The 21,965-nt window shown below is 66.3% G+C and carries 20 protein-coding genes; 9 read left to right on the forward strand and 11 right to left on the reverse strand.

Annotated elements, in window-relative coordinates; genetic code table 11:
* The first annotated feature begins 260 nt into the window (after nucleotides 1-260).
* The 3 genes from AAF184_17785 (at nucleotide 261) to AAF184_17795 (ending at nucleotide 4,233) form a co-directional block, all read left to right on the forward strand.
* Nucleotides 261-1,175 (forward strand): dienelactone hydrolase family protein, encoded by a 915-nt coding sequence (locus tag AAF184_17785; GenBank protein MEO0424194.1) that lies wholly within the window; start codon nucleotides 261-263, stop codon nucleotides 1,173-1,175.
* 51 nt (nucleotides 1,176-1,226) lie between these two features.
* On the forward strand, nucleotides 1,227-2,021 hold the full coding sequence (locus AAF184_17790; GenBank protein MEO0424195.1) for an SDR family NAD(P)-dependent oxidoreductase: 795 nt from the start codon (nucleotides 1,227-1,229) through the stop codon (nucleotides 2,019-2,021).
* A 196-nt stretch (nucleotides 2,022-2,217) separates the two neighbouring features.
* Entirely contained in the window at nucleotides 2,218-4,233 is a 2,016-nt protein-coding gene (locus AAF184_17795; protein MEO0424196.1) for an EAL domain-containing protein, read from the forward strand.
* Nucleotides 4,234-4,290: 57 nt separating this feature from the next.
* Here AAF184_17795 and AAF184_17800 read toward each other — a convergent pair whose 3' ends face one another.
* Both AAF184_17800 and AAF184_17805 read right to left on the reverse strand, forming a co-directional pair.
* The gene (locus AAF184_17800) at nucleotides 4,291-5,655 is read right to left on the reverse strand and encodes a cytochrome c peroxidase (GenBank protein ID MEO0424197.1); all 1,365 of its coding nucleotides are present in this window, start codon (nucleotides 5,653-5,655) and stop codon (nucleotides 4,291-4,293) included.
* A 332-nt stretch (nucleotides 5,656-5,987) separates the two neighbouring features.
* Nucleotides 5,988-7,487, reverse strand: a complete 1,500-nt coding sequence (locus AAF184_17805; GenBank protein ID MEO0424198.1) for an FMN-binding glutamate synthase family protein — start codon at nucleotides 7,485-7,487, stop codon at nucleotides 5,988-5,990.
* Nucleotides 7,488-7,791: 304 nt separating this feature from the next.
* On the opposite strand from AAF184_17805, the gene AAF184_17810 reads away from it, so the two are divergent.
* The 5 genes from AAF184_17810 to AAF184_17830 all read left to right on the forward strand — a co-directional run bounded on the left by AAF184_17810 (nucleotide 7,792) and on the right by AAF184_17830 (nucleotide 15,136).
* On the forward strand, nucleotides 7,792-8,943 hold the full coding sequence (locus AAF184_17810) for an efflux RND transporter periplasmic adaptor subunit (protein ID MEO0424199.1): 1,152 nt from the start codon (nucleotides 7,792-7,794) through the stop codon (nucleotides 8,941-8,943).
* A gap of 11 nt (nucleotides 8,944-8,954) precedes the next feature.
* The gene (locus AAF184_17815) at nucleotides 8,955-12,119 is read left to right on the forward strand and encodes a multidrug efflux RND transporter permease subunit (GenBank protein MEO0424200.1); all 3,165 of its coding nucleotides are present in this window, start codon (nucleotides 8,955-8,957) and stop codon (nucleotides 12,117-12,119) included.
* Nucleotides 12,116-13,549, forward strand: a complete 1,434-nt coding sequence (locus tag AAF184_17820) for an efflux transporter outer membrane subunit (GenBank protein MEO0424201.1) — start codon at nucleotides 12,116-12,118, stop codon at nucleotides 13,547-13,549. Before AAF184_17815 ends, AAF184_17820 begins: the two co-directional genes overlap by 4 nt.
* 170 nt (nucleotides 13,550-13,719) lie before the next feature.
* The gene (locus tag AAF184_17825) at nucleotides 13,720-14,520 is read left to right on the forward strand and encodes a copper resistance protein NlpE N-terminal domain-containing protein (protein MEO0424202.1); all 801 of its coding nucleotides are present in this window, start codon (nucleotides 13,720-13,722) and stop codon (nucleotides 14,518-14,520) included.
* Between the two features lie 43 nt (nucleotides 14,521-14,563).
* Nucleotides 14,564-15,136 carry a DUF4136 domain-containing protein gene (locus AAF184_17830; GenBank protein MEO0424203.1) on the forward strand — a complete coding sequence of 191 codons (573 nt, stop codon included), beginning with the start codon at nucleotides 14,564-14,566 and terminating at the stop codon, nucleotides 15,134-15,136.
* Between the two features lie 70 nt (nucleotides 15,137-15,206).
* Here the strand turns inward: AAF184_17830 and AAF184_17835 are convergent, their stop codons facing one another.
* The 3 genes from AAF184_17835 to AAF184_17845 all read right to left on the reverse strand — a co-directional run bounded on the left by AAF184_17835 (nucleotide 15,207) and on the right by AAF184_17845 (nucleotide 16,770).
* On the reverse strand, nucleotides 15,207-15,764 hold the full coding sequence (locus tag AAF184_17835; GenBank protein MEO0424204.1) for a hypothetical protein: 558 nt from the start codon (nucleotides 15,762-15,764) through the stop codon (nucleotides 15,207-15,209).
* Nucleotides 15,765-15,778: 14 nt separating this feature from the next.
* Nucleotides 15,779-16,201 (reverse strand): hypothetical protein, encoded by a 423-nt coding sequence (locus tag AAF184_17840; protein ID MEO0424205.1) that lies wholly within the window; start codon nucleotides 16,199-16,201, stop codon nucleotides 15,779-15,781.
* Nucleotides 16,202-16,275: 74 nt separating this feature from the next.
* A complete protein-coding gene (locus AAF184_17845) occupies nucleotides 16,276-16,770 on the reverse strand; it encodes a DUF3291 domain-containing protein (GenBank protein MEO0424206.1) in 495 nt (164 codons plus the stop codon).
* A gap of 268 nt (nucleotides 16,771-17,038) precedes the next feature.
* Between AAF184_17845 and AAF184_17850 the strand changes: the two genes are divergently transcribed.
* The gene (locus tag AAF184_17850; protein MEO0424207.1) at nucleotides 17,039-17,389 is read left to right on the forward strand and encodes a hypothetical protein; all 351 of its coding nucleotides are present in this window, start codon (nucleotides 17,039-17,041) and stop codon (nucleotides 17,387-17,389) included.
* 12 nt (nucleotides 17,390-17,401) lie between these two features.
* Here the strand turns inward: AAF184_17850 and AAF184_17855 are convergent, their stop codons facing one another.
* From AAF184_17855 to AAF184_17880, 6 genes are all read right to left on the reverse strand, one after another.
* The gene (locus tag AAF184_17855) at nucleotides 17,402-18,124 is read right to left on the reverse strand and encodes an alpha/beta hydrolase (protein MEO0424208.1); all 723 of its coding nucleotides are present in this window, start codon (nucleotides 18,122-18,124) and stop codon (nucleotides 17,402-17,404) included.
* Entirely contained in the window at nucleotides 18,121-18,807 is a 687-nt protein-coding gene (locus tag AAF184_17860; protein MEO0424209.1) for a hypothetical protein, read from the reverse strand. The genes AAF184_17855 and AAF184_17860 overlap by 4 nt, the downstream gene beginning before the upstream one ends.
* A 79-nt stretch (nucleotides 18,808-18,886) precedes the next feature.
* A complete protein-coding gene (locus AAF184_17865; protein MEO0424210.1) occupies nucleotides 18,887-19,270 on the reverse strand; it encodes a hypothetical protein in 384 nt (127 codons plus the stop codon).
* Nucleotides 19,271-19,291: 21 nt separating this feature from the next.
* Entirely contained in the window at nucleotides 19,292-20,668 is a 1,377-nt protein-coding gene (locus tag AAF184_17870; protein ID MEO0424211.1) for a DsbA family protein, read from the reverse strand.
* A gap of 71 nt (nucleotides 20,669-20,739) precedes the next feature.
* Nucleotides 20,740-21,441: an RDD family protein gene (locus tag AAF184_17875; protein ID MEO0424212.1), complete on the reverse strand. Its 702-nt coding sequence runs from the start codon at nucleotides 21,439-21,441 to the stop codon at nucleotides 20,740-20,742.
* Nucleotides 21,442-21,488: 47 nt separating this feature from the next.
* Nucleotides 21,489-21,872, reverse strand: coding sequence for a hypothetical protein (locus tag AAF184_17880; GenBank protein ID MEO0424213.1), 384 nt, complete (start codon nucleotides 21,870-21,872; stop codon nucleotides 21,489-21,491).
* Nucleotides 21,873-21,965: the final 93 nt, after the last annotated feature.

Consider the following 21,965-nt stretch of genomic DNA (forward strand, 5'->3'; position numbering starts at 1 on the left):
CGGCATGCTGCTGACACCGCCTGATGTGATCTCCCAAACCCTGCTCGCCGTGCCGATGTACCTGCTCTACGAGGCGGGCATCTTCCTCTCGGCACGCATGGTGCCCGGCGTGCGCGAGGCTGATGCCATGCGCAACGCGGGCGGCAAGGATTCTTCCGACACCCCTTGAGTGTCGTCCGGCGTATGCTGGGTCTCGACATCATCAATCCGGCCAACGCTGCTGACGCGTTGGTGTACGCCAGCGTCAAAGGAGTGCTGCCATGGCCCGTGCCGCCCACGATATCGCGTCCCTGCCCATCCCCCAGGAAGCCTTCGACTGGTACGACGAGTACGCCCACGGCCTGATCACGCGACGGGAGTTCATGGGTCGCCTCGCTGCCCTCGCGCCCGTGGTCGGCCTCTCCCTGGGCACGCTGACGGGCGCCCTCATGCCGAGCTACGCGCAGGCGGAGCAGGTGTCCTTCAACGATCCCGAGATCTTCGCCACCTACGAGACCTTCGCCTCGCCGCGCGGTCACGGCGAAGGCCGCGGTTATCTGGTGCTGCCGGAGGCGGTGCGCGAGTCGGGGTCGGCGCCGGCCGTGTTGGTGGTGCACGAGAACCGCGGCCTCAACCCCTACATCAAGGACGTGGCGCGCCGCCTGGCGAAGGCGGGGTTCGTAGCCTTTGCGCCCGACGCCCTGTACCCGAAGGGCGGTTACCCAGGCAACGACGATGAGGGCCGCCTGCTGCAGCGGTCCCTCGAGCACCGCAAGATCGAGCAGGATTTCCTCGCCGCCGCGGCCTGGATCAAGGGCCATGAGCGCTCCAGCGGCAAGCTGGGCGCGGTCGGTTTTTGCTTCGGCGGCTACATCGTGAACATGCTCGCCGCGGCCATCCCCGAGCAGCTCGATGCGGGCGTGCCCTTCTACGGCACCCCGGCCGCCGAGCAGCTTCGCTCGCGGGTCACGGGCCCCCTGATGGTGCAGCTCGCAGGCCTCGATAAGCGCGTGAACCAGACCTGGCCCGCTTACGCGGAAACGTTGGAGGCAAACGGCGCCGACTACGTCATGCACGAGTACGCGGACGTGAACCATGGCTTCCACAACGACTCCACGGGCCGCTACGACGAGGCGGCGGCGGAGCTCGCCTGGTCGCGCACCCTGGCGTTCTTCGGCGAGCACCTCGCGAGCTGAGCGTCTCTTCGTGAATGAAAGTATTAGCTCTATGGATCGGAGCGCAGGGCGATGAGTGAGTTGAAGGGTGCCGTCGTCTGTATCACCGGGGCGTCCTCGGGGATCGGCGAGGCGATGGCGCGCCGCCTGACGGACTCGCAGCTGGTGCTCACGGCGCGACGCACCGAACGCCTGGAACAGCTACGCGAAGAACTCGGTGCGGACCGGGTGATGGTCTGCCCCGGGGACGTGCGCGAGGACCTCAGCCCCGTGCTCGCACCCGCCCTGGAGCGCTTCGGGCGGCTCGATGCGGTGATCGCCAACGCCGGCTTCGGCGTGGTGGGCAAGGTGGCGAAGTTGGCGCCGCACGATCTGCACCGGCAGCTGGACGTGAACCTCTTCGGCGTCATGCGCACGGTGCAGGCGGCGATGCCGGCGCTGCAGGCCTCGCGCGGGCGCATCGGTATCGTCGGCAGCGTGGCCGGCTACATCTCCTTGCCGGGCACGTCTGCCTACTCGATGAGTAAGTTCGCCGTACGCGCCCTGTGTGACTCCCTGCGGGCCGAGGTGAAGGACGACGGTATCTCCGTCACTCACCTGGCCCCCGGGTTCGTCGACAGCGAGATTCGTCGCGTCGATAACGAAGGCACCTTCAACCCGGAAACGAAGGAGAACCTGCCGGCGTGGCTCGTCATGCCCACGCCGAAGGCGGCGCAGATCATGCTGCGTGCCGTGGACAAGCGTAAGGCGGAGCAGGTCTTTACCCGCCACGGCCGCACCGCCGTGTGGTTTGCGCGCCACTTCCCGTCGCTGATGCGCATGGCGATTCTTCGCTCCGGCGCCAAGTCGCGGCGCGCCCCGCAGTAGCCGCCGCTCGTCTGAATTTTGGCCAGCGTCTAAGGCGAATCCCCTAGAAAGAGGGTGGGGCACGCGAGGGCTACGCCCGTCCAGGCGGGTCGGCACGATCGCTTGCCGCACCGAACAACATTCTTTTGCCCACAAAGGCGGACGAGTGGGGCAAACTTAACCTGCTCTATCACGCTCCCGAAGACGCTACTCCCCCATGGCAAATGTCGATCAATTCCGCGTGCTTGACCAGCTGCGCCAGCCGGTTTGGGTGTTCGATCCGGACAACCTCCGCGTGCATTGGGCGAACGAGGCGGGGCTGATCGTCTGGCAGGCGGAGAGCCTGGAGGAGTTGTCAGCGAGAGACATGGGCGCCGACATGTCGCCGGAAATCGCGACTCGCCTGGAGCAATATCGCGCGGATCTGCGCAAGGACCCGAGCGCCGTCTTCAATGACGTGGTGACCCTCTACCCGAACGGTCAGCCCGCCACCCTGCACGTGGTGCACTCGGCGTTCCCCCTCGACGACGGTCGCATGGCCATGCTCGTGGAGGGCCTGCAGGACCATCCCCTCGACGCCGACGGCCTGCGCAGCGTGGAGGCCCTCGTGCACACGCCGGTGATGATCACGCTCTACGACCAGGCCGGGGTGGCGATCTACCGAAACCCCGCGTCGCGCGCCGCGTTGAAGAACGGCGCGCGCGCGCTCGAGGAACACTTCGCCTCGCCGGCGGACTACCGCTCGCTCACCCTCGCCCTGCGCAGCACCGGCGTCGGCAACATCACGGCCCAGGTGAACGCCTTCGGTGAAGTGCGCTGGCACGACATCTCGGCCCGCCGCTGCCACGACCCCATCAGCGGGCAGACCGCGTGGTTGCTGAGCGAAGTGGACGTGAGCAGCCTGAAGAGCGCCGAGCACTGCGCCCAGTTCCTCGCCAACCACGACACCCTGACCCAGCTGCCGAATCGCAACTACGTGAACGAGCGCTTCGGCGAGCGGCTCACGGAGGTGCGCGAGCGCGGCGAGCAGGGCGCGATCGTCTTCATCGATCTCGACAACTTCAAGGACGTCAACGACTCCCTCGGCCACGCGGCCGGCGACCGTCTCCTGATGGAGACGGCGGATCGCCTGCGCGCCGTGGTGCGCCAGGGGGATCTCATCGCCCGCCTCGGCGGCGATGAATTCTTGATCCTCGCCTCGGCTCGCGATATCCAGGAGCATCTCAAGGCGCTTTCCGCACGGGTCACGCAGGCCCTGTCGGCGCCTGTGGTGCTCGATGGGCGCGAGGTGTGCGTGACACCTACGCTAGGGGTTAGCCTGTTCCCGGACGACGGCGAGGATCTCGAGACGCTCATGCGTCACGCGGACCTGGCCGTGTACGAGGCCAAGGCACGGGGGCGCAACACGCTGGTCTTCTTCACGCCGCAACTCAGCGCGGTGGTCAACGCCCGCCTGACCCTCGAGCGCGATATCCGCCACGCCTTCGAGCGCGATGAGTTCGAAGTGTTCTACCAGCCGCGCGTGCGCCTCAGCGATGGCCAGATCTGCGGCGTGGAGGCGCTCGCTCGCTGGCACCATCCCACCCGCGGCCTCGTCGAGCCCGACGACTTCGTTAGTACATGCGAGCGCATGGGTTACATCGATGAGCTGGCGCGCATCGTGGTGGAGCGCTCCTTCGAGGCACAGGCCGAGTGGGAAAGGCTGGGCTATCCCCTGAGCTTGTCCTTGAACCTGTCGCCGTTGCAACTGGGCAAGGATCATCTGATCGACGATCTACTGGCCCTGGTGAAACGTTACGATCGGCGTCCGAAGGACATCATGCTGGAGATCACCGAGTCGGTGCTCCTCGGCCACGATGCGCCCACGGCCGAGCGCGTGAAGGAGCTTCGCGAGGCGGGCTTTCGGATCGCCATCGACGATTTCGGCACCGGCTACTCCAACCTCGCCTACCTGCACCGCTATCCTCTCGACTGCCTGAAGATCGATCGATCCTTCATCAACGGCCTGAACGCCGCCCGACCGGTCACGGAGCTGATCGTCTCCATGGCGCAGCTGCTGAAGATGGACATCATCGCCGAGGGCATCGAAACCGCCGCCCAGCTGGACTGGGTGCGCGAGCGAGGGTGCCTGGAGTACCAGGGATTCCTGTTCTCGCCGCCCGTGCCGCACCAGGCCCTGGTGGATATTCTCCAGTGCGACGCGGTGCCCCTCGGGCCGCAGGCGGCGCACTAACTCGCAGCGAGATCAGGCCCCGGAGAGCGCGGGGCCTGATCGTTCCTGACGGATGTCTTAGCAGCCGAGATCGTCGATCGAGGTGGCGTCCGCATTGGGGAAGCAGTTGCCGCTCGGCAGCGCGTCCGGCACGTAGCGATCCAGTTCCGCGTCGTACAGTGCCGTCTCCAGGAAGGCCGTCAGGTCGTCCATCTCCCCTTCCGACAGGCCGAGCGGCTGGAAGCGTGGATCCAGCTGAGCGGCAGCGGCGGGCTTCTGGGGCACGCCTGCGTTCTTGTAGGCCACCACGTCGCGCACGCTGTTGAAGGACGCACCGTGGCCGTAGAAGGCCGCGTCGGCCAGGTTGTACAAGGACGGGACCTTGAACTTGTAGTCGTCCGCGGGGTTGCCGGTGAAGCCACCGCGGCCGCGCGAGTCCGCTTCGCCGACCGTGCCGTGTACGCGGGGATCGGTGGTGTCGAGGTCATCGAAGCCGATCGCCATGAACATCTGATCAGCGGTGGCGCCGACCGGGGAACTCAGGGCGGGCCCCGTGTGGCAGGAGACGCAGTTGGCCTTGCCGAAGAACAGCAGGGCGCCGCGCAACTCCTGCTCGTTCATGGCTGTGCGGTCGCCCTGCAGCCAGCGCTGGAACGGTGCGCGCGTGGTGAGCAGGGTGCGCTCGAAGGCGGCGATGGCCTTGGCGGCATCTTCCAGCGTGTCCGTGCTGGCGGGGAAGGCGGCAGCGAACATCGCCATGTAGTCCGCTTGGGTCTGCAGCAGCGAATCGCCTTCCACGTTGAGGCGGTGTACGCCTAGACCGGCTACCGCCTGGATCTCCACGCCGGAGAGGCCGCGGGTGTTCTGCGCCTTGGGGGTGCCCGGCGTCGCGAGCACGCCGGGCGCGAGGCCGGCGTTGATGATGCCGTTGCTGGCGTTGCCGAACTGACCGTTCCAGAGCATCACGTCCTGGAAGGCGACGTTGAGGGTGGTGGGCGAGGCCACGGGCTGGATGTCCGGGCGCAGGGGCGAGGTGGCCGGGGCGTTGCCGTCGAGGCCTGCGCTCAGCACACGCGCCTCGCCGACCAGGCCGAAGGCCTCACCGCCGTCGGCGATGCCCTGGGGTACGCCCGCCTTGAAGCCGGCGTCCGCATGGTGGCAGGTGGCGCAGCTGTAGGTGCCCGTGCGGGCCACGTCGTTCGGGATCGTGGCGAGACCGGTCTCGTGGTAGAGCATCTGCCCCAAGGCGACCTTCTGCGCCGTCAGCGGGTTGGCGGGATCGGCGGGGATGCTGTCGAGATCGTTCTCGTCGGGCAGCAGGAACAGGGTGGGGCCCGCGCCGCCGCCGGCACCCTGCAGGGCCTTGGAGAGGTCCGTGCTCAGCGCGTCGATGAAGCTCGAGTTGTCGTCGCTGCTGTTGCTACAGCCGGCTAACACAACCATTGATAGCGCAAGCGCAGTGGTGGATCTGGCGGTCAAAGGCATCGGCGTCCTCCCCGGAACGAGTTCTTGTCTTATGTGGATGGCGTCCATGCCGGGGGCGTCGGGGCGCTATTGGAGTTGGTTAGTCGGCGCCGTCGACGATTCTCGAATGCTAGGAGAGTGCCGGAGAGATTTGATGCTCACTCAACGGAATGTCGTCTACGGGCGACCTGGCGCGTCGAATAGCTGCAGGGGAAGGGGGCTATGTTCAGTGCGGGCTGGTGCCGGCCGAGCGTCAGGCGCCAGGCGTTTTACTCATTCCCCTCGTGGAGGCAGTCCTGGGCGATGGTGCCCTAGGCCACCCGTTGGGGTTTGGCGTTCGCTGGTGGGTACAGCTCATGCAGGGCGCGTGAGCGACCGTCGTCACCGATCACCCGGCAGTGGTAGCGGCGCAGCCGTCGTGGCTCACTCACGCCACAGGAGTGGGCGATGATGCCGATCTCCTTGTGGATGGAGTCGGCGTAGCGCTTCACGCGCTCGGCCTTGTCGGTGACGTCGAGGCCAGCCTGGAGGCGCTTATCGTGGGTGGTGATGCCTGTGGGGCAGGTGTTGCGATTGCACTGCAGGGCCTGGATGCAGCCCAGGGCGAACATGTAGCCACGGGCCGAGGCGATGAAGTCCGCGCCTACGCAGATGGCGAGGCCCACCTCGGCCGGGGTGACCAGCTTGCCGCTCGCCACCACGCGCACGCGCGGGCGCAGGCCGTACTCGTCGAGCTTGTCCACCACCATCGGCAGGGATTCGCGCAGGGGCAGGCCCATGTAGTCGATCAGGCTCATGGGCGCGGCGCCGGTGCCACCGTCGGCGCTGTCCACGGTGATGAAGTCCGGTGCCGAGCGCTCGCCGCGGCGGACGATCTCGGCGCATAGCTCGTCGAGCCAGCCGTAGGCGCCGAGCACCATCTTGAAGCCGACCGGTTTCCCCGACACCTCGCGGATGTGCTCGATGGCATCGAGCAGATCCTCCGCCGAGTCGATGTCCGGGTGGCGGTTGGGGCTGATCGAGTCCTCGCCCTCGGGGATGCCGCGGATGGCGGCGACCTCCGCGTTCACCTTGGCCGCCGGCAGGATGCCGCCCTTGCCCGGTTTGGCGCCCTGGCTGAGCTTCAGTTCGATCATCTTCACGGTGCGATGGGCAGCGACCTCGCGCAGCTTGGCATCGTCCAGGCCGCCCTGCTCGTTGCGCACGCCGTACTTCGCCGTGCCGATCTGGAACACCAGGTCAGCGCCGCCCTCCAGGTGGTAGGGGCTTAAACCCCCCTCGCCCGTGTTCATCCACACGCCCGCCATGCGCGCCCCGTTGGAGAGCGCCTGCACGGCAGGGCGGGAGATGGCGCCGTAGCTCATGGCCGAGATGTGGAAGAGGGCGCGGGTGGTGTAGGGCTGCTCGGCGTAGGGACCGATGGTGATGGGGCCGATCGGGCTCGCGTCGCGGTCCAGGGTGGGGTAGGGGCAATTGACGAAGATGGCCGTGCCCGTGGGGCGCAGGTCGCGGGTGGAGCCGAAGGCCACGGTGTTGTCGACGCCCTTCGCTGCCCGGTAGACCCACGAGCGAACGGCGCGGTTGAAGGGCAGCTCTTCCCGGTCCATGGCGAAGAAGTACTGGCGGAAGAACTCGCCCAGGTGTTCGAAGAGGTAGCGCAGGTGGCCGATCACGGGGAAGTTGCGCCGGATCGCGTGCTTGCGCTGGGTCACGTCGAGCACGAACACCACGGCGATGGTCAGTATGGCGAGGCCCACGAAGGCCACCAGCAGCGTGGCCATGACATCGAGCGCGGCGATCACTGCGTTCATCGGTCCGTATCCTCAGCGCGACGTTGGGGGTGAAAGGCGAGCGCCGCATTATGCCTCGGCGCGCTACCGTCGCGCCTTCACGGCTGGCACTTCTCGACGAGGGCGTCGATCGGCGCGCCATCGTAGCGTGCGAGCAAGCGGACCTCTCGGGTGACGCCGATATCGCGCATCGCGGCGCGGTAGCCATGTTCGCGTCTGAGCGAACAAGAAAATTTACGTTGCGAGAGTGCGTAGGCTATCGATTGGACAGAATGTTTCAGCCTCTGTTGACTATACTCCTGGCTCGCAACACTTGGCGGACACCGTGAGCTCACTAATCTCAGATTCCCACGGAGGGCGACTGACGCTCGCCGCCGTGTTCACCCTCTTTGCGTTCGGTTGCAGCGAGGCGCCCGCCCCGGAACTTCCCCCGGTGCCCGTCAAGGTGGTCGCGATCGAAGTGCGCGACATCCCCGTCTACAAGGAGTACGTGGGCGAGTTGGTGCCGGCTCAGGAGGTGGCCCTACGGGCACGCACGAGCGGCATCCTCATGCACAAGCACGTGCCGGACGGTGCGCTGGTCGAAGAAGGTCAGCTGCTCTTCACGATCGATGATCGCGACGCCACCCAGCGCCGCGAGGCCGCGCGCGCGGAGCTGGCGGCGGCCCAGGCCCAGCTGGCCCGCGCCCGCGCCGACGTCGACCGCTACGAGCCCCTGCTGGCCGAGGAGGCCATCGCTCGCCAGGTCTACGACAACGCCGTCGCCGCCTACGAGGCCGCCGAGGCCGGCGTGAAGGCGCAACGGGCCTTGCTGAAGCAGGCGGAGCTGACCATCGAGTACTCCACGGTGGTGTCCCCCCTGAGCGGTCGCATGGGGGCGGCCGAGGTGGCCGAGGGTGATCTGATCAGCGCCGGCAGCACGGTGCTCGCCACCGTGGCGGTCGACGATCCGCTCTGGGTGTACTTCAGTCCCTCGGAGAACGAGCTGCTGGAGTTCGAGAAGCGGCGCCGTGAACAACCGACCCTGATGGCCCGCCTGTCCCAGGATGCGCGCTTGCTACTCGGCGACGGCGAGATGTATGGCGAGCCGGGCGAGATCAACTTCGCCGATCGCGCCCTCGACCCCGTGACCGGCACCTATCGCCTGCGCGTGGAGTTTCCCAACCCTGAGTCGCGCCTGCTGCCCGGGCAGTTCACCCGCGTGCGCCTGCAGAGCAACCTGTTCGAGAACGCCATCGTGGTGCCGGCGCGTGCCGTGCTACAGGTGCTGGATCAGTCCTTTGTCGGCGTCGTCGGCACGGACCAGACCGTCGAGCACCGTCCGGTGGTGCTGGGCCCCCGCATCGATGGCGATTGGATCATCAGCGAGGGTCTCGAAGCGGGCGAGACCATCGTCGTCGACGGCATCCAGAAGGCCCGACCGGGCGCCCGTGTGACCCCCAAGCCGGCGGACGCGCCCGGCGCGGCCGGCACCTGAGGCTCTGACCGGTGGCCAAGTTCTTCATCGACCGACCGATCATGGCGATCGTGATCTCCATCCTGCTGGTGCTCGGCGGGGTGCTCAGCCTCCTGGGCCTGCCGATCGCCCAGTACCCGGAGATCACTCCGCCCACGATCAAGGTCACCACCGCCTATCCCGGCGCCAGCGCGGAGACGGTCAACCAGGCCGTGACCACGCCGCTCGACTCCCAGATAAACGGCGTGAGCGACATGCGCTACCTAAAGGCGATCTCAGGTGACGACGGCTCCACGTCGATCACCGTGACCTTCGCCCTCGAGCGCGATGCCGACATCGCCGCGGTGGAGACGCAGAACCGCGTCTCCCAGGTGGAGCCGCGCCTGCCGGCGGAGGTGAACGCCATCGGCGTCACCGTGGCCAAGGCGACGCCGGATACGCTGCTCTACCTGGCGCTCTTCTCGCCCGATCAGCGCTACCCCCAGGAGTTTCTCAGCAACTACGTCTACAGCTTCCTGGTCGACCCCTTGAAGCGCACCGTGGGCGTGGGCGATGTGAAGGTGTTCGGCGCCGAGTACGGTATGCGCGTTTGGCTCAAACCCGATCGCATGGCAGCGCTCGGCCTGGCGCCGGCAGACGTGATCGCCGCCGTGCAGGAGCAGAACAAGCAGGCAGCCGCCGGGCGTGTCGGCCAGCCCCCGGGCGCGATGGACTCGGGCTTTACCTTCTCCCTGCGCGCGACCGGGCGCCTGGCGTCGGAGGAGGAGTTCGGCGAGATCATCCTGCGCGCCAACCCCGACGGCTCCTTCCTGCGCCTCTCCGATGTGGCACGCATCGAGCTGGGCTCCAAAGACTACGGCTTCGGCAGCCAGTACCAGGGCAGCGATGCCACGGCGATCGGCATCTCCTTGAGCCCGGGCGCCAACGCCCTGGAGTCGGCGGAGGCGATCAAGGAGACCCTGGAGAGCCTTTCCGAAGCGTTCCCGCCGGGCCTCGACTACGAGGTGGTGTTCGACAACTCACTCTTCGTCGAGGCTTCGATTGAAGAGGTGATCCACACCTTCTTCGAAGCCCTGGTGCTGGTGCTGCTGGTGGTGTTCGTGTTCCTGCAGAACTGGCGCGCCACGGTGATTCCGATGGTGGCCGTGCCCGTGTCCCTGCTGGCCACCTTCATCAGTTATCAGGTCCTCGGCTTCTCCATCAATACGCTCTCCCTGTTCGCCCTGGTGCTAGCCATCGGCATCGTGGTGGACGATGCGATCGTGGTCGTCGAGGCCGTCGAGCACAAGGTGGCCGGTGGTAAGGGTGTACGCGACGCTACCCGCGAGGCGATGGACGAGGTGACGGGCCCCATCATCGCCACCTCCCTCGTGCTGGCCGCGATCTTCGTGCCGATGGCCCTGGTGCCGGGCGTGATCGGACAGCTCTACAAGCAGTTCGCCCTCACCATCGCCGTGTCCGTAGCCTTCTCCACGGTCGTCGCGCTCACGCTAACGCCGGCCCTGTGCGGTCAGATGCTCCGGCCGCGCAGTGAGTCTTCGGGCTTGCTCGGCCGGGCCTTCGGCGCCTTCAACAACGGCTTCGATCGCCTCACAGGCGGCTACGTGAAGTTGGCTAGCGTTGGCGCTAACAGACCGCGGCGCGTGCTCATGGTGCTGATCCTCATCATTGGCGGTCTGTTCGTGCTCATGCGCGCTACGCCGACTGGCTTCGTACCCGACGAGGACACGGGCACCTTCTTCGCCACCGTATCCCTGCCCGAGGCATCCACCCTGGCGCGGACCAACGCCGTGGTGCAGGACTACACCAAGGACCTGCAGACGATGCCCGGCGTCGAATCGGTCCTCGCCATTACCGGCTTCGATCTCATCTCCGGCACGGCCACGGCCAACACAGCCCTGATGATCGTCAAGCTCTTGCCCTGGGAGGAGCGCACGGAGCCCGAGGTGCAGGCCGCCAGCCTCATCCAGCGGGCCACCTTCCTCGGCTACGGCCGACCGGAGGCGATCAGCTACGCCTTCAATCCGCCGGCACTGCCAGGCTTCGGTGCCGTTTCTGGTTTCTCCCTGATGCTGCAGGCCCGCGCCGGGCAGGGGCCGGAGGAGTTGAGCGCGAAAGCGCAGGAGTTCATCCGTGCCGCGGGCGCGCGCGAGGAGATCGGGCGCATCAGCACGAGCTTCACCACGGCCACGCCCAACTACCAGATCGATGTGGACCGCGAGAAGGCGAAGAAGCTGGGCGTGCCGATCAGCGATGTCTTCGGCACCCTGCAGATCATGCTCGGCAGCTACCAGGTGAATGATTTCACTCGCTTCGGCAAGAACTACCGAGTGATCCTCCAGGCCGACGGCGCCTACCGCGAGACCATCGATGCGCTCTCGCAGCTGTTCGTGCGCAGCAAGGCGGGCGAGATGGTGCCGATCAACACCTTGGTCAAGGTGACCCCCGGCACCGGTCCGCGCTTCATGCTTCGCTACAACCTGTTCCCCGCCGCTGAGCTCACGGGGGTGCCGGCCGCCGGGTTCTCGTCCGGCCAGGCGATGGCAGCGCTCACGGAGACCGCCGCCGACGTCCTCGGCACCGAGTATGGCTTCGAGTGGTCCGGGCAGAGTCTGGAGGAGAGCGAGGCTGGCAACACGGCTACCTTGGTGCTGGTGCTCTCGGCCGTGGTGGTGTTCCTGCTGCTCGCCGCCCTCTACGAGAGCTGGTCGATTCCGCTGGCGGTCATCCTGGCGGTGCCCTTCGGCATCCTCGGCGCCTTCGCGGCGGTGCAGATCCGTGGCCTGAACTTCGACGTTTACGGGCAGATCGGGCTCGTGACGCTGGTGGGCCTCGGCGCCAAGAACGCGATTCTCATCGTCGAGTTCGCCAAGCTGAACTACGAGCAGGGCAAGGGGCTGGTGGAGGCCGCGCTCGAAGCGGCGCGCCTGCGCTTGCGGCCCATCGTCATGACCTCCTTCGCCTTCATCCTCGGCGTGGTGCCCCTGGTGATCGCCACCGGGGCCGGTGCGGCCTCCAAGCACGCGGTCGGCACCGCGGTGTTCGGCGGCATGCTCGCTGCCACCGTGCTCGCGGTGTTCTTCGTGCCGGCGCTGTTCGTGCTGGTGGAGAGCGGTAGCGACAAGAAGAAGCACCAGCAGGGTGAGGCGGACGCGGCGCCCACTGCGACCGATGACGCGACGGAGGAGCCGGCATGAGTGCGCTGAGGCGAGGCGCGTGCGCCACTCCCGTAGCGATCCTGCTCGCGGCGCTCGGCGGCTGCGCGGTCGGCCCCGACTACGTCCGTCCCGAGCTGGATATGCCCGAGGCCTACCCGATTACCGTCGACGGGCAGACCGGTGCAGATCTGGCCGACATCGCCTGGTTCGACCTCTTCGATGACCCGCGCCTCGACAGCCTCATCGGCACCGCCCTCGACGACAACCTCGAGCTACGGTCAGCCCTGGCCCGCGTGCTCGAGGCCCGACAGGGTGCGCGCTTCGCCAACGCCAGCCGTTGGCCGAACATCGGTGGCGCCCTGGCCAGCAGCCCTGCGCCAGGGGTGGGCAACAACGATACCAACTACTCCTTGGGCATCGCCTTCGCCTGGGAGCTGGATTTCTTCGGCAAGCTGCGTCGCAACGCCGCCGCGGCCGAGGCCGACGCCCTGGCCAGCGAGGAGGGCGCCCGGGCGGTGACCGTGTCCCTGGTCTCGGCGGTGGCCGCGAGCTACGTGCAGATCCTGGAGCTCGACCGCCGCATCGACATCGTGGAGCGCACGATCGAGAGCCAGACCGAGTCCCTCGAGCTGGTCGAGGAGCTGAAGGTGAACGGCGTGAGTTCGGCGGCCGAGCAGAACCAGGCTGCGGCCCTGCTCGCGAGCACCAAGGCGTCGCTACCCGAATTGCGGCGGGCACGCATCGCTACGGAGAACGGCCTATCGGTGTTATTGGGTCGTCCGCCGCAGAGTTTCGTTCCTGCAGGCACGGTGCCGCAGACGCCCGAGCTGCCGGACTTTACCGTCGATCTGCCCGTGGAGCTCCTCGCCGATCGCCCTGATATCCGCGCCGCCGAGGAGCAGCTGCGGGCCGCGACCAACCGCGTGGGGGTGGCGATCGCCAACCGCTTCCCCTTCCCCACGCTCGGCCTGACGGCCCTGGCTGCGCGCTTCTCGCCCTCCCTCGACGGCCTGTTCGACGACGGCACCGACGCCTTCTCCTGGGGGCCGACGGGGTCGATCCCGCTGATCGACTTCGGCCGCACGGATTCGGCAGTGCAGATCGCCGACGCCCAGCTGCTGCAAGCCGCTCAGGCCTATCAACTCGCGGTGCTCAGCGCCCTGCGCGAGGTCACCGATGCCCTGGCGGGCCTCGAGGCGGCGAGCGAGGTGATCACCCACAACCGCGAGCGCACGGATGCCGCGGCGGAAGTCCTGCGTCTGCAGCGCCTTCGCTTCAGGCAAGGGGTGGTGGCATACCTGGAAGTGCTCGACGCCGAGCGCCAGCTGTTGGCGGCAAGCCTGGAGCTGGCGACGGCGGAGTTCGGTCGCGTGCAGCGTTTCATCGAGTTGTACCGGGCCCTTGGTGGCGGTGCGGACGAGGAGCGACTCGAACGCACGATGGAGGCGCTGCAGGCCAGCGGTTCCTAGTGTCCTGTCCGAGTAGTTCGTTAAAGAATACGCGGGTGCTTTTCGCCCCTGAGCACGTTGCTCCTCCTCCCGTGGGGCCTGCCACGCTCGTCGTCGCGCCGCACCCAGGAACAAAAAGCCCCGTGCGAATTCTTCAACGAACTACTCGGACAGGACACTAGGGAGTGGGAATGTCGATGTCGCGATGGTCGATCGCGGCCAGTGCCGTGCTGATGCTGGCCGGCTGTGTGGAATCAGAGCCGCCGGGCGACCCGCTTACGCTCGCGCCACCGGACGGGCACAGCAGCCGCGAGGCCCTGGATTGGCCCGGTCGCTACCGAGGTCTGGTGCCCTGTGCCGATTGCGAAGCGATCGATACGGCGATCACCCTGCGTGAGGATGGTACCTACGAGCGCGCGCTCCAGTATCTTGGCCGTGAGAACGCCCCATCCGTCGAGCGCGGCACCTTCGCCTGGTCGCCCGCGGGTGATCGCGTGATCCTCGGCGAGGTAGCCGACGACGGCGGTGCCCTGCAGTACCAGGTGGGCGAGCACGTGTTGTTCCAGCTCGACCGTGCGGGGGAGCGCATCACCGGTGCCCTGGCCGAGCGCTACCAGCTCGCGAAGGCTGTGGCGGATCCTCGGATCGAAGGCGTGGAGTGGCGCTTGGTGCAACTCGAAGGCGCTGTGATCGCCGTGGAAGGGACGCGCACCGTCGATCTGACCCTGACCGATAGTCGGGCATCCGGTAGCGCTTACTGCAACCGCTTCACCGGGCCCTACGACGTGCTCGCCGGCGAACGCCTGCGCCTGGGTCCCAACTTCGCAGGCACCCGCATGGGATGCGCCAACGCTGCGCTCGAAGCGCGCTATCTCCAGATGCTGCCTGCCGTGCGGACCTATCGCGTGGAGAGCAGGGGCTTCCAGTTGCAGCTCAGCGACGAGGCCGGCGTGGTTCGCGCCGTATTCGAACTCAGTAATTCCACTAGCTGAGTACTCAGTACGCCCTCACTACACTTGTCACGGAGATCTCCGAATGAAACGCGCCATCGCGCTCGTAGCGCTCTCGACCATCTTGCTCGGTGCCTGCGCTAGTGGCCCTAGCTACCGCACGGACTACGACAGCTCGGCGAACTTCGCCACCTACAAGACCTACGGGTTCTTCGATGAGCTCGGTACCGATCAGGCGGGCTACTCGAGCCTCATCACCCAGCATTTCAAGAACGCCTTGCGCCGCGAGATGGACGCCCTGGGCTACACCTATTCGCAAAACGAGCCCGACCTGCTGGTGAACTTCTTCGCCAACGCCGAGCAGAAGAGCGAGGTGCGCACGCGGCAGACGCCGACGCCGGCCGTCACCCGCTTCGGCTACTACGGCTATCGCCGTGGCCTCTACGCGACCTATCCCCTCTACACGACGGAGGTGGAAACGGTGAACTACCAGACGGGCACAGCGAACATCGATCTCGTCGATCGGGCGTCCAACCAGCTGGTGTGGGAAGGTGTGGCGGAGGGGCGTCTTTCGCGCGAGGCGATGAGCAACCCGAGGCCGGTGATCGATGCCATCGTGGCAGAGCTGATCGCCCGCTTCGCGACGATCGGCCAGTAGCGGTAGCGCCACCGTCACGCGGCCCGGGCGCGCGTCGGGCGCCCAAACCGCCGCGGTGCTCGCCAAGAACCTAGAAGCGGACCATGTAGTCCTTCGCTTCCAGGCACACGGAGAAGGCCTTGCGGAAGCCCTCCACGGCGGCGGTCTCCTTCTGCTCCGCCTGTGCCACTTGCTGTTTGGCCTCGTTGGCGGCTTGTTGCTGTGAGCGCCGAGCGGAGCGGCGTCCCCGACGGCTGCCCGCGGCTGCGCCCCAGGCAGCACCCTCGCCCGGACTGTCGTCGGCGATCTCACCGATGAGGGCACCGCGGGCGGCACCGCGCGCCGCGCCCTTGATCGCGGCGCCCTTGCTCGCCTCGGCGGCAGCTTGGGCCTCGCGGGCGGCGGCAGCCTTCTCCTGCTCACTCTGCTTGGCGGCGGCGAAGGGGTCCGTGCCCGTCTGGGTGGTGGCGAACTCGTAGCACTGCGCTTCGGCCTTGCTCTGTTGCTCCGCTGTTTGTCCTTCGCGTGGAAACACATACACCTCGATGGTGGAGGCGAGGGTGGGGGCCTGGGCGAAGGCGGGCGTGAGCAGGGTGCCTTCCAGCGCGAGGCTGAAGGCGAGGGTGGCGACGATGACGGTACGTTGCATGGTGTTCGAGCTCCTCACTTGACCGGCGTGCAGGCGCCGAAGACGGAGACGGTGACGCCGTCACGCGCCACTGCGACGGACATGAGGCCCGACTCCTCCATGATCATGAAGCTGAAGGCGCGGCCGTTGTCGACGCCTTGAAGCACGATCATGCCTTCCTCGCGGATGCTGGATTGCACGGCCGTGGCGCGTGCCTCGCCGCTCGCCTGCGTGGTCGACATCTCACCCTTGGCCAGGTCGATGTGCAGGAACTGGGGGATGTTGAGCTCCCAGGGCAGGCTGGTCTCGCAATCCGCCGACGCGGGGCAGCGCGTCACCTTCACCGATGAGCAGAGCAGCACGTCAGCGCCTTCGAGCGAATCCGCCTGGGCCAGGGCGGGGGTACCCAGCCACGCGATCATCGCTGCGGCGACTATGCGCCTGGATAAGTGGGTCATGGCGTAGTCCTGTCAGGATCGTTGGTGAATGAAGCGGTGTGTTGACCTAGCCATTATGCCTTGCGCGATGGCGCTCAGAACGCAGGGCACGCATCGTCCAAGGGTGTCGATGCCCGATCGGGCGACCCCGGTGGCGGAAAGGGGCGCTTGAAGGTGAACGCCGTCGCCGTGGCGCCGTGAGCGCGCAGATGATCGAGTCGCGCCTTGGCCTCCGTGACCGTGGGCGTGTCCTGCGCCGGGATCCACCACATCACCTTGGACGCATCCTTGAGCCGGGAGAACCACTCCTTGCGCCGACGCATGATCTCGATGTGGGCCGTGTGGAAGACGTAGTGATGCAGGGACTCGATGTCCTGCCACACGGACATGTTGACGATGCAGTTCTCACCAAAGGGGCGCAGGGCAGTGGCGTCGCCATCGTCCGTCTGCAGGCGCCAGACGAAGCCGGAAGACTGTTCGGCAAGCGCGTTGATGCGCTCCAGGTTGTCGACGAAATCCGCGAGCTGAGGCGAGTCTATCGGCGCGAGCAACTCGGCGATGTTCAGCTGGGCCAATACGTAGTCGCTCATGGCGAGGTTCCTATGCCAGGCAAGACGCTAGAGCCTAGCACCCCCTCCCCGCCTCCGCCGTTCGATGGGGTCGAGCGGACGCGGAGGTGACCTTTGTGAGCTCTCTTTCACTTATAATCTCACTAGCTAGCGTGGGTTTGATCGTAGAGGAGTGCGCTCGGTGAAGTACACGCGAGAGGATATCCAAGTGCTCGGAGGCACCGAGCCCCTAATCCGTCGTAGACCGGAGATGTTCTTTGGTTCAAGCGGGCCCAACCCGGAACGGATCATGTGCGAGCTGGTGCTCACGGCCCTCGTTTTCGGTGCGACGCGCACGGAGACGCTGGTGCGGGATGGTTGGTACGTCGTACGCGCCGACTTGGATTGGTTGGCCGTGGGCTCCTCCCTCGCTTACCGCAGCCAGCTGTGGACCCAACTGCGAGCCTGCCCGGAGTTGGGGGTCAACGCTTGTCGCTACGAGGTGATGGTGAAACTATTTTCCAGCGCAGCGGTAACTTGGGCGCCGGGCGAGGTGGAGTACATCGTCGGTGGTCGCGAAGCCGTTGCCGGCATCGTCGATGCTTACGAGGCGGATTGGTGCCGTCGCGGGGTGGCCTTCAAGTTTAGCTACGGCCACTAGGCGCGGGTGCGATCAGGGCGTCGAGCGATCGAAGCGCCCGTGTTCGAGAAAGTGCACGATCTGGTCGTGCACGCGCGTCGGGCGCATCAGAAACGGGTGACTGTGGGGTACCTCGAGGTGGTCACTCATCCCGTCCACCTTGGTGTTCTCGACGCTCACCTTGCCGTCGTCTGGATTGGGCAGGCTTTGCGACAGGATCAGGTTGATCGACCGCGTGCCAGCGATGATGCCTACTGGGAACCTCACGGGGCCGAGCTGCAGGGGCACGGAGTGTTCGTCGGTGCCCAGTTGGCGGCCGGTGGGACCGTTGAGCAAGCCGTAGCCCGGTACGTCCTTCCAGTTGTCGACGACCTGACTGCCGCGGTTCGGCGGCCCAAGCATCACCGTGTGGCCCAGTGCCTCCAGCGAGTGTCGGGCCAGGTACTGGCGCACGAGGATGCCGCCCAGGGAGTGGGTGACGAAGTGGATGCGATCGGTGTCCTGTTGTCGACACGCATCGATACCCAAGGGAACGAATCGCTCGGCCAGTTCGGCGATCTCATGTTTGCGTGAGGGGTAGCCTTGGTTGACTACCGCGTAGCCCTCCTCCTCGAGGCGGCGGGCTACAGGCGTCATCGAGTCGGCAGAGCGGGCGAGTCCGTGGAGCAGGATGACGCAGTCGTCCGCGCCATAGCTCGTCGCGCTCGCGAGCAGGGTGATGAGGGTCAGCCCGACCAGCACGCCCTCGCGCTTCATTCCTCCACTCCAGAGCCCCAGTACTCGGCGAGTACCTCGGGAAGCTGAGCGAGTTGATCCGCGTCGCGCAGGTGTCGATCCAGTCCGACGTAGCCCATCGGCTGCACGCGATAGGCCGGCAGCACGTCGCCGAAGCGCAGCGCCACGATGCGGTCTACCACGCGCTCCTTGAGGCCATGGGGCAGGCTTAGGCGGCGGACGATAGCGTGCTCGATGCCGATGTGCACCACCTCGTGGATGATGGTGCACGCCGGGTCGGGGTAGCGAGCGAAGTCCCCCTCGGCGGTGGTGCGCAGGATGAGGCTGCCCTGATCGGGGTCGAAGCTGCCTCCCGGGCCATAAAGGGTGAGGGTTACCTTGTAGGATGGATAGCTCTGATAGCGCCACATCTTCGCCATCGCGTCGAGCTCGCTGATCATCGTGTTGATGAGTGGGGTGCGCGAGCGGATCTTCTGCGCGGCGGCCTTGTAGTCTTCACGGGCGTAGATGTCCTCGTGCATCGCCTGGGCGAGGGCATTGCGGTCTTCCGCTTGCAGGGCGACTCGCTCGGCCTTGTCCATCAGCGCATCCATGAGGGGGTGCTGTGGAAGCTGAAGGGTGTAGCCCTGGTCGAGGAAGAAGGGCACGTCGAGGAGCGTGTTCCAGAGGTAGGCGGTTTCCTCCTCGGCGGTGGGGATCGACACGGCGATCCTGTCCGATGGGGACGACGTAGCCGCGCCATTCCACAAAAGGAGGCAGCACGCGGCCAGGATGCTGGCGAGTCTAGCGATCATTCGCAGCATGTTGCGCGATACGCGCGAGGATCCACAGCGCGCTGGCGACCACCAGCAGCACACCTCCCGGCACGAGGCCGCCGAGGACGAATCCCAGCACGGCGTTGGCCGCGATGATGGTGGCGATTACCCGCAGTACCGCGGGCCGCCCCGTCGGGTAGCGCAGGGTGAGCAACACCACCGCCGCGAGGAGGCCCATCAGCGCCGAGGGGTAGAGCCAGAGTGTCGGCAGCACTCCCTTGAGGAAGTCTGGCAGGGTCGACTCGGCGATCGCCGCCGCTGCGTAGCCGTAGCCACTGCCGTGGAGCGCGGCGATCGCGAGGAGCAGGGCGGCGGCGAGCAGGGAGAGCGGCAGATTCCAGCGAGCGTTCATCTCAGTCCTCGGGATAGAGCACTAGGTGTCGCGCGAAGCGTGATAGCGTTGGATCTCCCGCGCCACCAGCCACAAGCGATCCTGTCCCCACACTTGAAGCAGTGCCTCTCCGGAGGGGGCAAGCAGACGGTAGCTGGGCACGCCCCACAGCCCGCCCTGGTACATCGCTAACCGGTTGTCCTCGAGCGCCTGCTCCCAATCGCCTTTGCCGACGCGGGGCTGTGCCTCGGACCAGCGCAGCCCCGCACCCTCGACCACCTTGCGCAGTCCCTTGCTTGTATTCGTGTTGACGCCTTCGGCGAACGCGTGATGTAGGAAGCTCGACAGCAGCGCCGTGCCCAGGCCCTGTTCGGTGGCCCAGGGGTAGAGGGAGTAGCAACGCCGAACAGGATCACCGATCGGATCGTATAGGTTGCCGTAGGGCACACGCCGACGTTTTGCCTCTCGTGCCACGTCAAAGAAGATGTACATGCCTTTCTCGAACGTCACGGGAACGCCACGCATCACCATGGGTAACACGGGGCGCACGCGGAAGCGCACGCCAGCCTGGGACGCAAGTGCCACCGTTTCGTCGAAGACGATGGCCGTGTAGGGGCTTCTGAGCGACGGGTAGAACTCGAGGGTCAGGCTGGCGGTATCGCTCACCCCACCGAGGTCGACGCTGGGGCAAGGTGCCAAGGGCGGTTCGCCGGGCCTCGTGTCGGCCCCGAGCGCTGCCAAGCGCGCTTCGAGGTAGTGCAGTCGATCGACCCCCCAGTACCACTCCCCTTCGTAGTGGAACATGGCGCCGGAGTAGTGCTTGAGTGCGGCGCGGCGCTCAGTGCCTGCTGCCAGGCGCTCCGCCACCTGGGGCGCCGATGCTCGACTCAACTCGTCCGCGTACTGCTGTAGGCGCGGCGAGTCGCCGTGCCATAGGGCCTCGCTCACGGCCGCCAAGTGCCGCGACAGTGACTCGCTCTCGAGTGAGGTGAGTATCGATAGTGCTAGGGCCGTGGAGGTCTCGGCCGGAGCCTCCAAGGAGGACGGGAAGGACAGGCCGTACTGCGGGGCGATGAGGGACGAGTCGTAGCGGGCCAGTTGCAATAGCAGCTGAGCGTCTGAGACGTTGTGGCCCTCGGGGCCACGCACCAGGTGACAACGCAACTCGATGTCGTAGCGTGCCGCTAAGCGCGCTAGCAGTTGGGCGGCGAGGTGGCTGTAGGCGTCATCGATCTGATGGAAGTACTCGACCACGTGGGGCCTGGACTCGGCGCGGCGACGCTTCTCCGCCCGTCGCCGGCGCTTAGTTCTCTGCCCATCACTGAAGCGGAACGACAGGTATTTCGAGAGCAACCAACGGCGCAAGGCGGACGGATCCATGTTCGCCGCGCCGCCTTGATTCTCGAACTGTGCTGCCACGGGTGCTCCTTGCGTGGTGGCGCGGTGCGCTCAGGAGACCGCGTCGCCCTGGGCTGCTGCGGATAGCCTCGCTAGGCTTCAGGTGACGTCGACGACTTGCGCCAGTATGCGCCCGGCAACTTGCCGACCATTCCCAAGGCAAGCAGCAGTACCGCCGCCGCGAACGTCAGTGTACCCGTGCCGTCCAGGATCGTGATCTCCCTCTCTGTGCACGCGCCAGCGTCGATGCAGGCGTCGGAGATCAACAGGCTTATCGGAATCGCGATGACGAAGAGCATGAGGAGCCAGTAGGCCACCGCGACGGCCAGGCGTCTCAGCACGGAGGGCTTGCGTCCGACGAATGTGATGTCCCGTGGTGCCAGCTTGTGCCGCTGCGGCGCGCGCGCCTCGTCCTTGAAGACGACGACCGATCCGCTCAGAAGATCGTGCAGAGACCGATGCCGTTTGGTCATCACCATCGTTATGACCGACGGCAGCCCCAGGGTGAGCTTTACTATCAGGCGGGCGACGCCGTTCAAAATGAATAGGTTCTCGCCGGTGCGCTCGCTGATGACTCGAATCCCCGCGTAGTGATGCCCGACGCTGCCGCCGGTGCGCCAGATCATCATCGGCTCGAACAGCAGCAGCGGCCCGATGAGGATCAGCCAGCGCAGGGCGGGAGCGTCGATGCCGAGCTTTCCGGGCAAGAAGGCGAGGAAGATCACGAGGATGCTCAGGCTCAGTGAATCCATAAACATCGCTTTGATACGCAAAAACAGAACGGGGTAGGTCATGGCCTTCGATCGTAGTGGGTGTGCGCGCACGTGTTGATGACGGATCGTCAGGTGCTGGTCCGGTCGATCGCCGACTGCGTCGCCCGTTGCTGGGCAATCATCTCGCTGAGCTTAGGCCAGTCTCCGCTCACCATCCAGCGTCCGAAGCGTGGACGGCGCTTGCCGAATTCGTGGTTCGCCAAGACATGCTCGACCAGTCCGCGAACCTCGAAGCCGCGCCATTCGCCAGCAAGGTCATACAGGTTGCCACGCAGAGCGGGTAGGAGTTCGTTGAATAGAATCGCCTCCAGCTCATCCAAGGTGTAGGGCGACGCTGCGCACCTAAGTACCATGTCCTCATAGTGCGCCACCGGGTCCGTGTCCATGAAGAGCATCTGGAGCGAATCCCAGACGGGCGTGCGGGCCTCTAGGTCCTCTTCGGGAGGGAGCATCTTGAGTGTCCTGTCATGTTAGTTCGTTGAAGAGTACGCGGGTGCTTCTTGTCCCTGAGCACGTTGCTCCTCCTCCCGTGGGGCCTGCCACGC

Source organism: Pseudomonadota bacterium (assembly GCA_039815145.1).
GTDB lineage: Bacteria > Pseudomonadota > Gammaproteobacteria > Steroidobacterales > JBCBZW01 > JBCBZW01.

Bases quoted from the DNA above. Each gene is read 5' to 3' on its own strand.
- AAF184_17785 (MEO0424194.1), top strand. From the start codon at position 261: ATGGCCCGTGCCGCCCACGATATCGCGTCCCTGCCCATCCCCCAGGAA.
- AAF184_17790 (MEO0424195.1), top strand. From the start codon at position 1,227: ATGAGTGAGTTGAAGGGTGCCGTCGTCTGTATCACCGGGGCGTCCTCG.
- AAF184_17795 (MEO0424196.1), top strand. From the start codon at position 2,218: ATGGCAAATGTCGATCAATTCCGCGTGCTTGACCAGCTGCGCCAGCCG.
- AAF184_17800 (MEO0424197.1), bottom strand. From the start codon at position 5,655: ATGGTTGTGTTAGCCGGCTGTAGCAACAGCAGCGACGACAACTCGAGC.
- AAF184_17805 (MEO0424198.1), bottom strand. From the start codon at position 7,487: ATGAACGCAGTGATCGCCGCGCTCGATGTCATGGCCACGCTGCTGGTG.
- AAF184_17820 (MEO0424201.1), top strand. From the start codon at position 12,116: ATGAGTGCGCTGAGGCGAGGCGCGTGCGCCACTCCCGTAGCGATCCTG.
- AAF184_17825 (MEO0424202.1), top strand. From the start codon at position 13,720: ATGTCGATGTCGCGATGGTCGATCGCGGCCAGTGCCGTGCTGATGCTG.
- AAF184_17830 (MEO0424203.1), top strand. From the start codon at position 14,564: ATGAAACGCGCCATCGCGCTCGTAGCGCTCTCGACCATCTTGCTCGGT.
- AAF184_17835 (MEO0424204.1), bottom strand. From the start codon at position 15,764: ATGCAACGTACCGTCATCGTCGCCACCCTCGCCTTCAGCCTCGCGCTG.
- AAF184_17840 (MEO0424205.1), bottom strand. From the start codon at position 16,201: ATGACCCACTTATCCAGGCGCATAGTCGCCGCAGCGATGATCGCGTGG.
- AAF184_17845 (MEO0424206.1), bottom strand. From the start codon at position 16,770: ATGAGCGACTACGTATTGGCCCAGCTGAACATCGCCGAGTTGCTCGCG.
- AAF184_17850 (MEO0424207.1), top strand. From the start codon at position 17,039: ATGTGCGAGCTGGTGCTCACGGCCCTCGTTTTCGGTGCGACGCGCACG.
- AAF184_17855 (MEO0424208.1), bottom strand. From the start codon at position 18,124: ATGAAGCGCGAGGGCGTGCTGGTCGGGCTGACCCTCATCACCCTGCTC.
- AAF184_17865 (MEO0424210.1), bottom strand. From the start codon at position 19,270: ATGAACGCTCGCTGGAATCTGCCGCTCTCCCTGCTCGCCGCCGCCCTG.
- AAF184_17875 (MEO0424212.1), bottom strand. From the start codon at position 21,441: ATGACCTACCCCGTTCTGTTTTTGCGTATCAAAGCGATGTTTATGGAT.
- AAF184_17880 (MEO0424213.1), bottom strand. From the start codon at position 21,872: ATGCTCCCTCCCGAAGAGGACCTAGAGGCCCGCACGCCCGTCTGGGAT.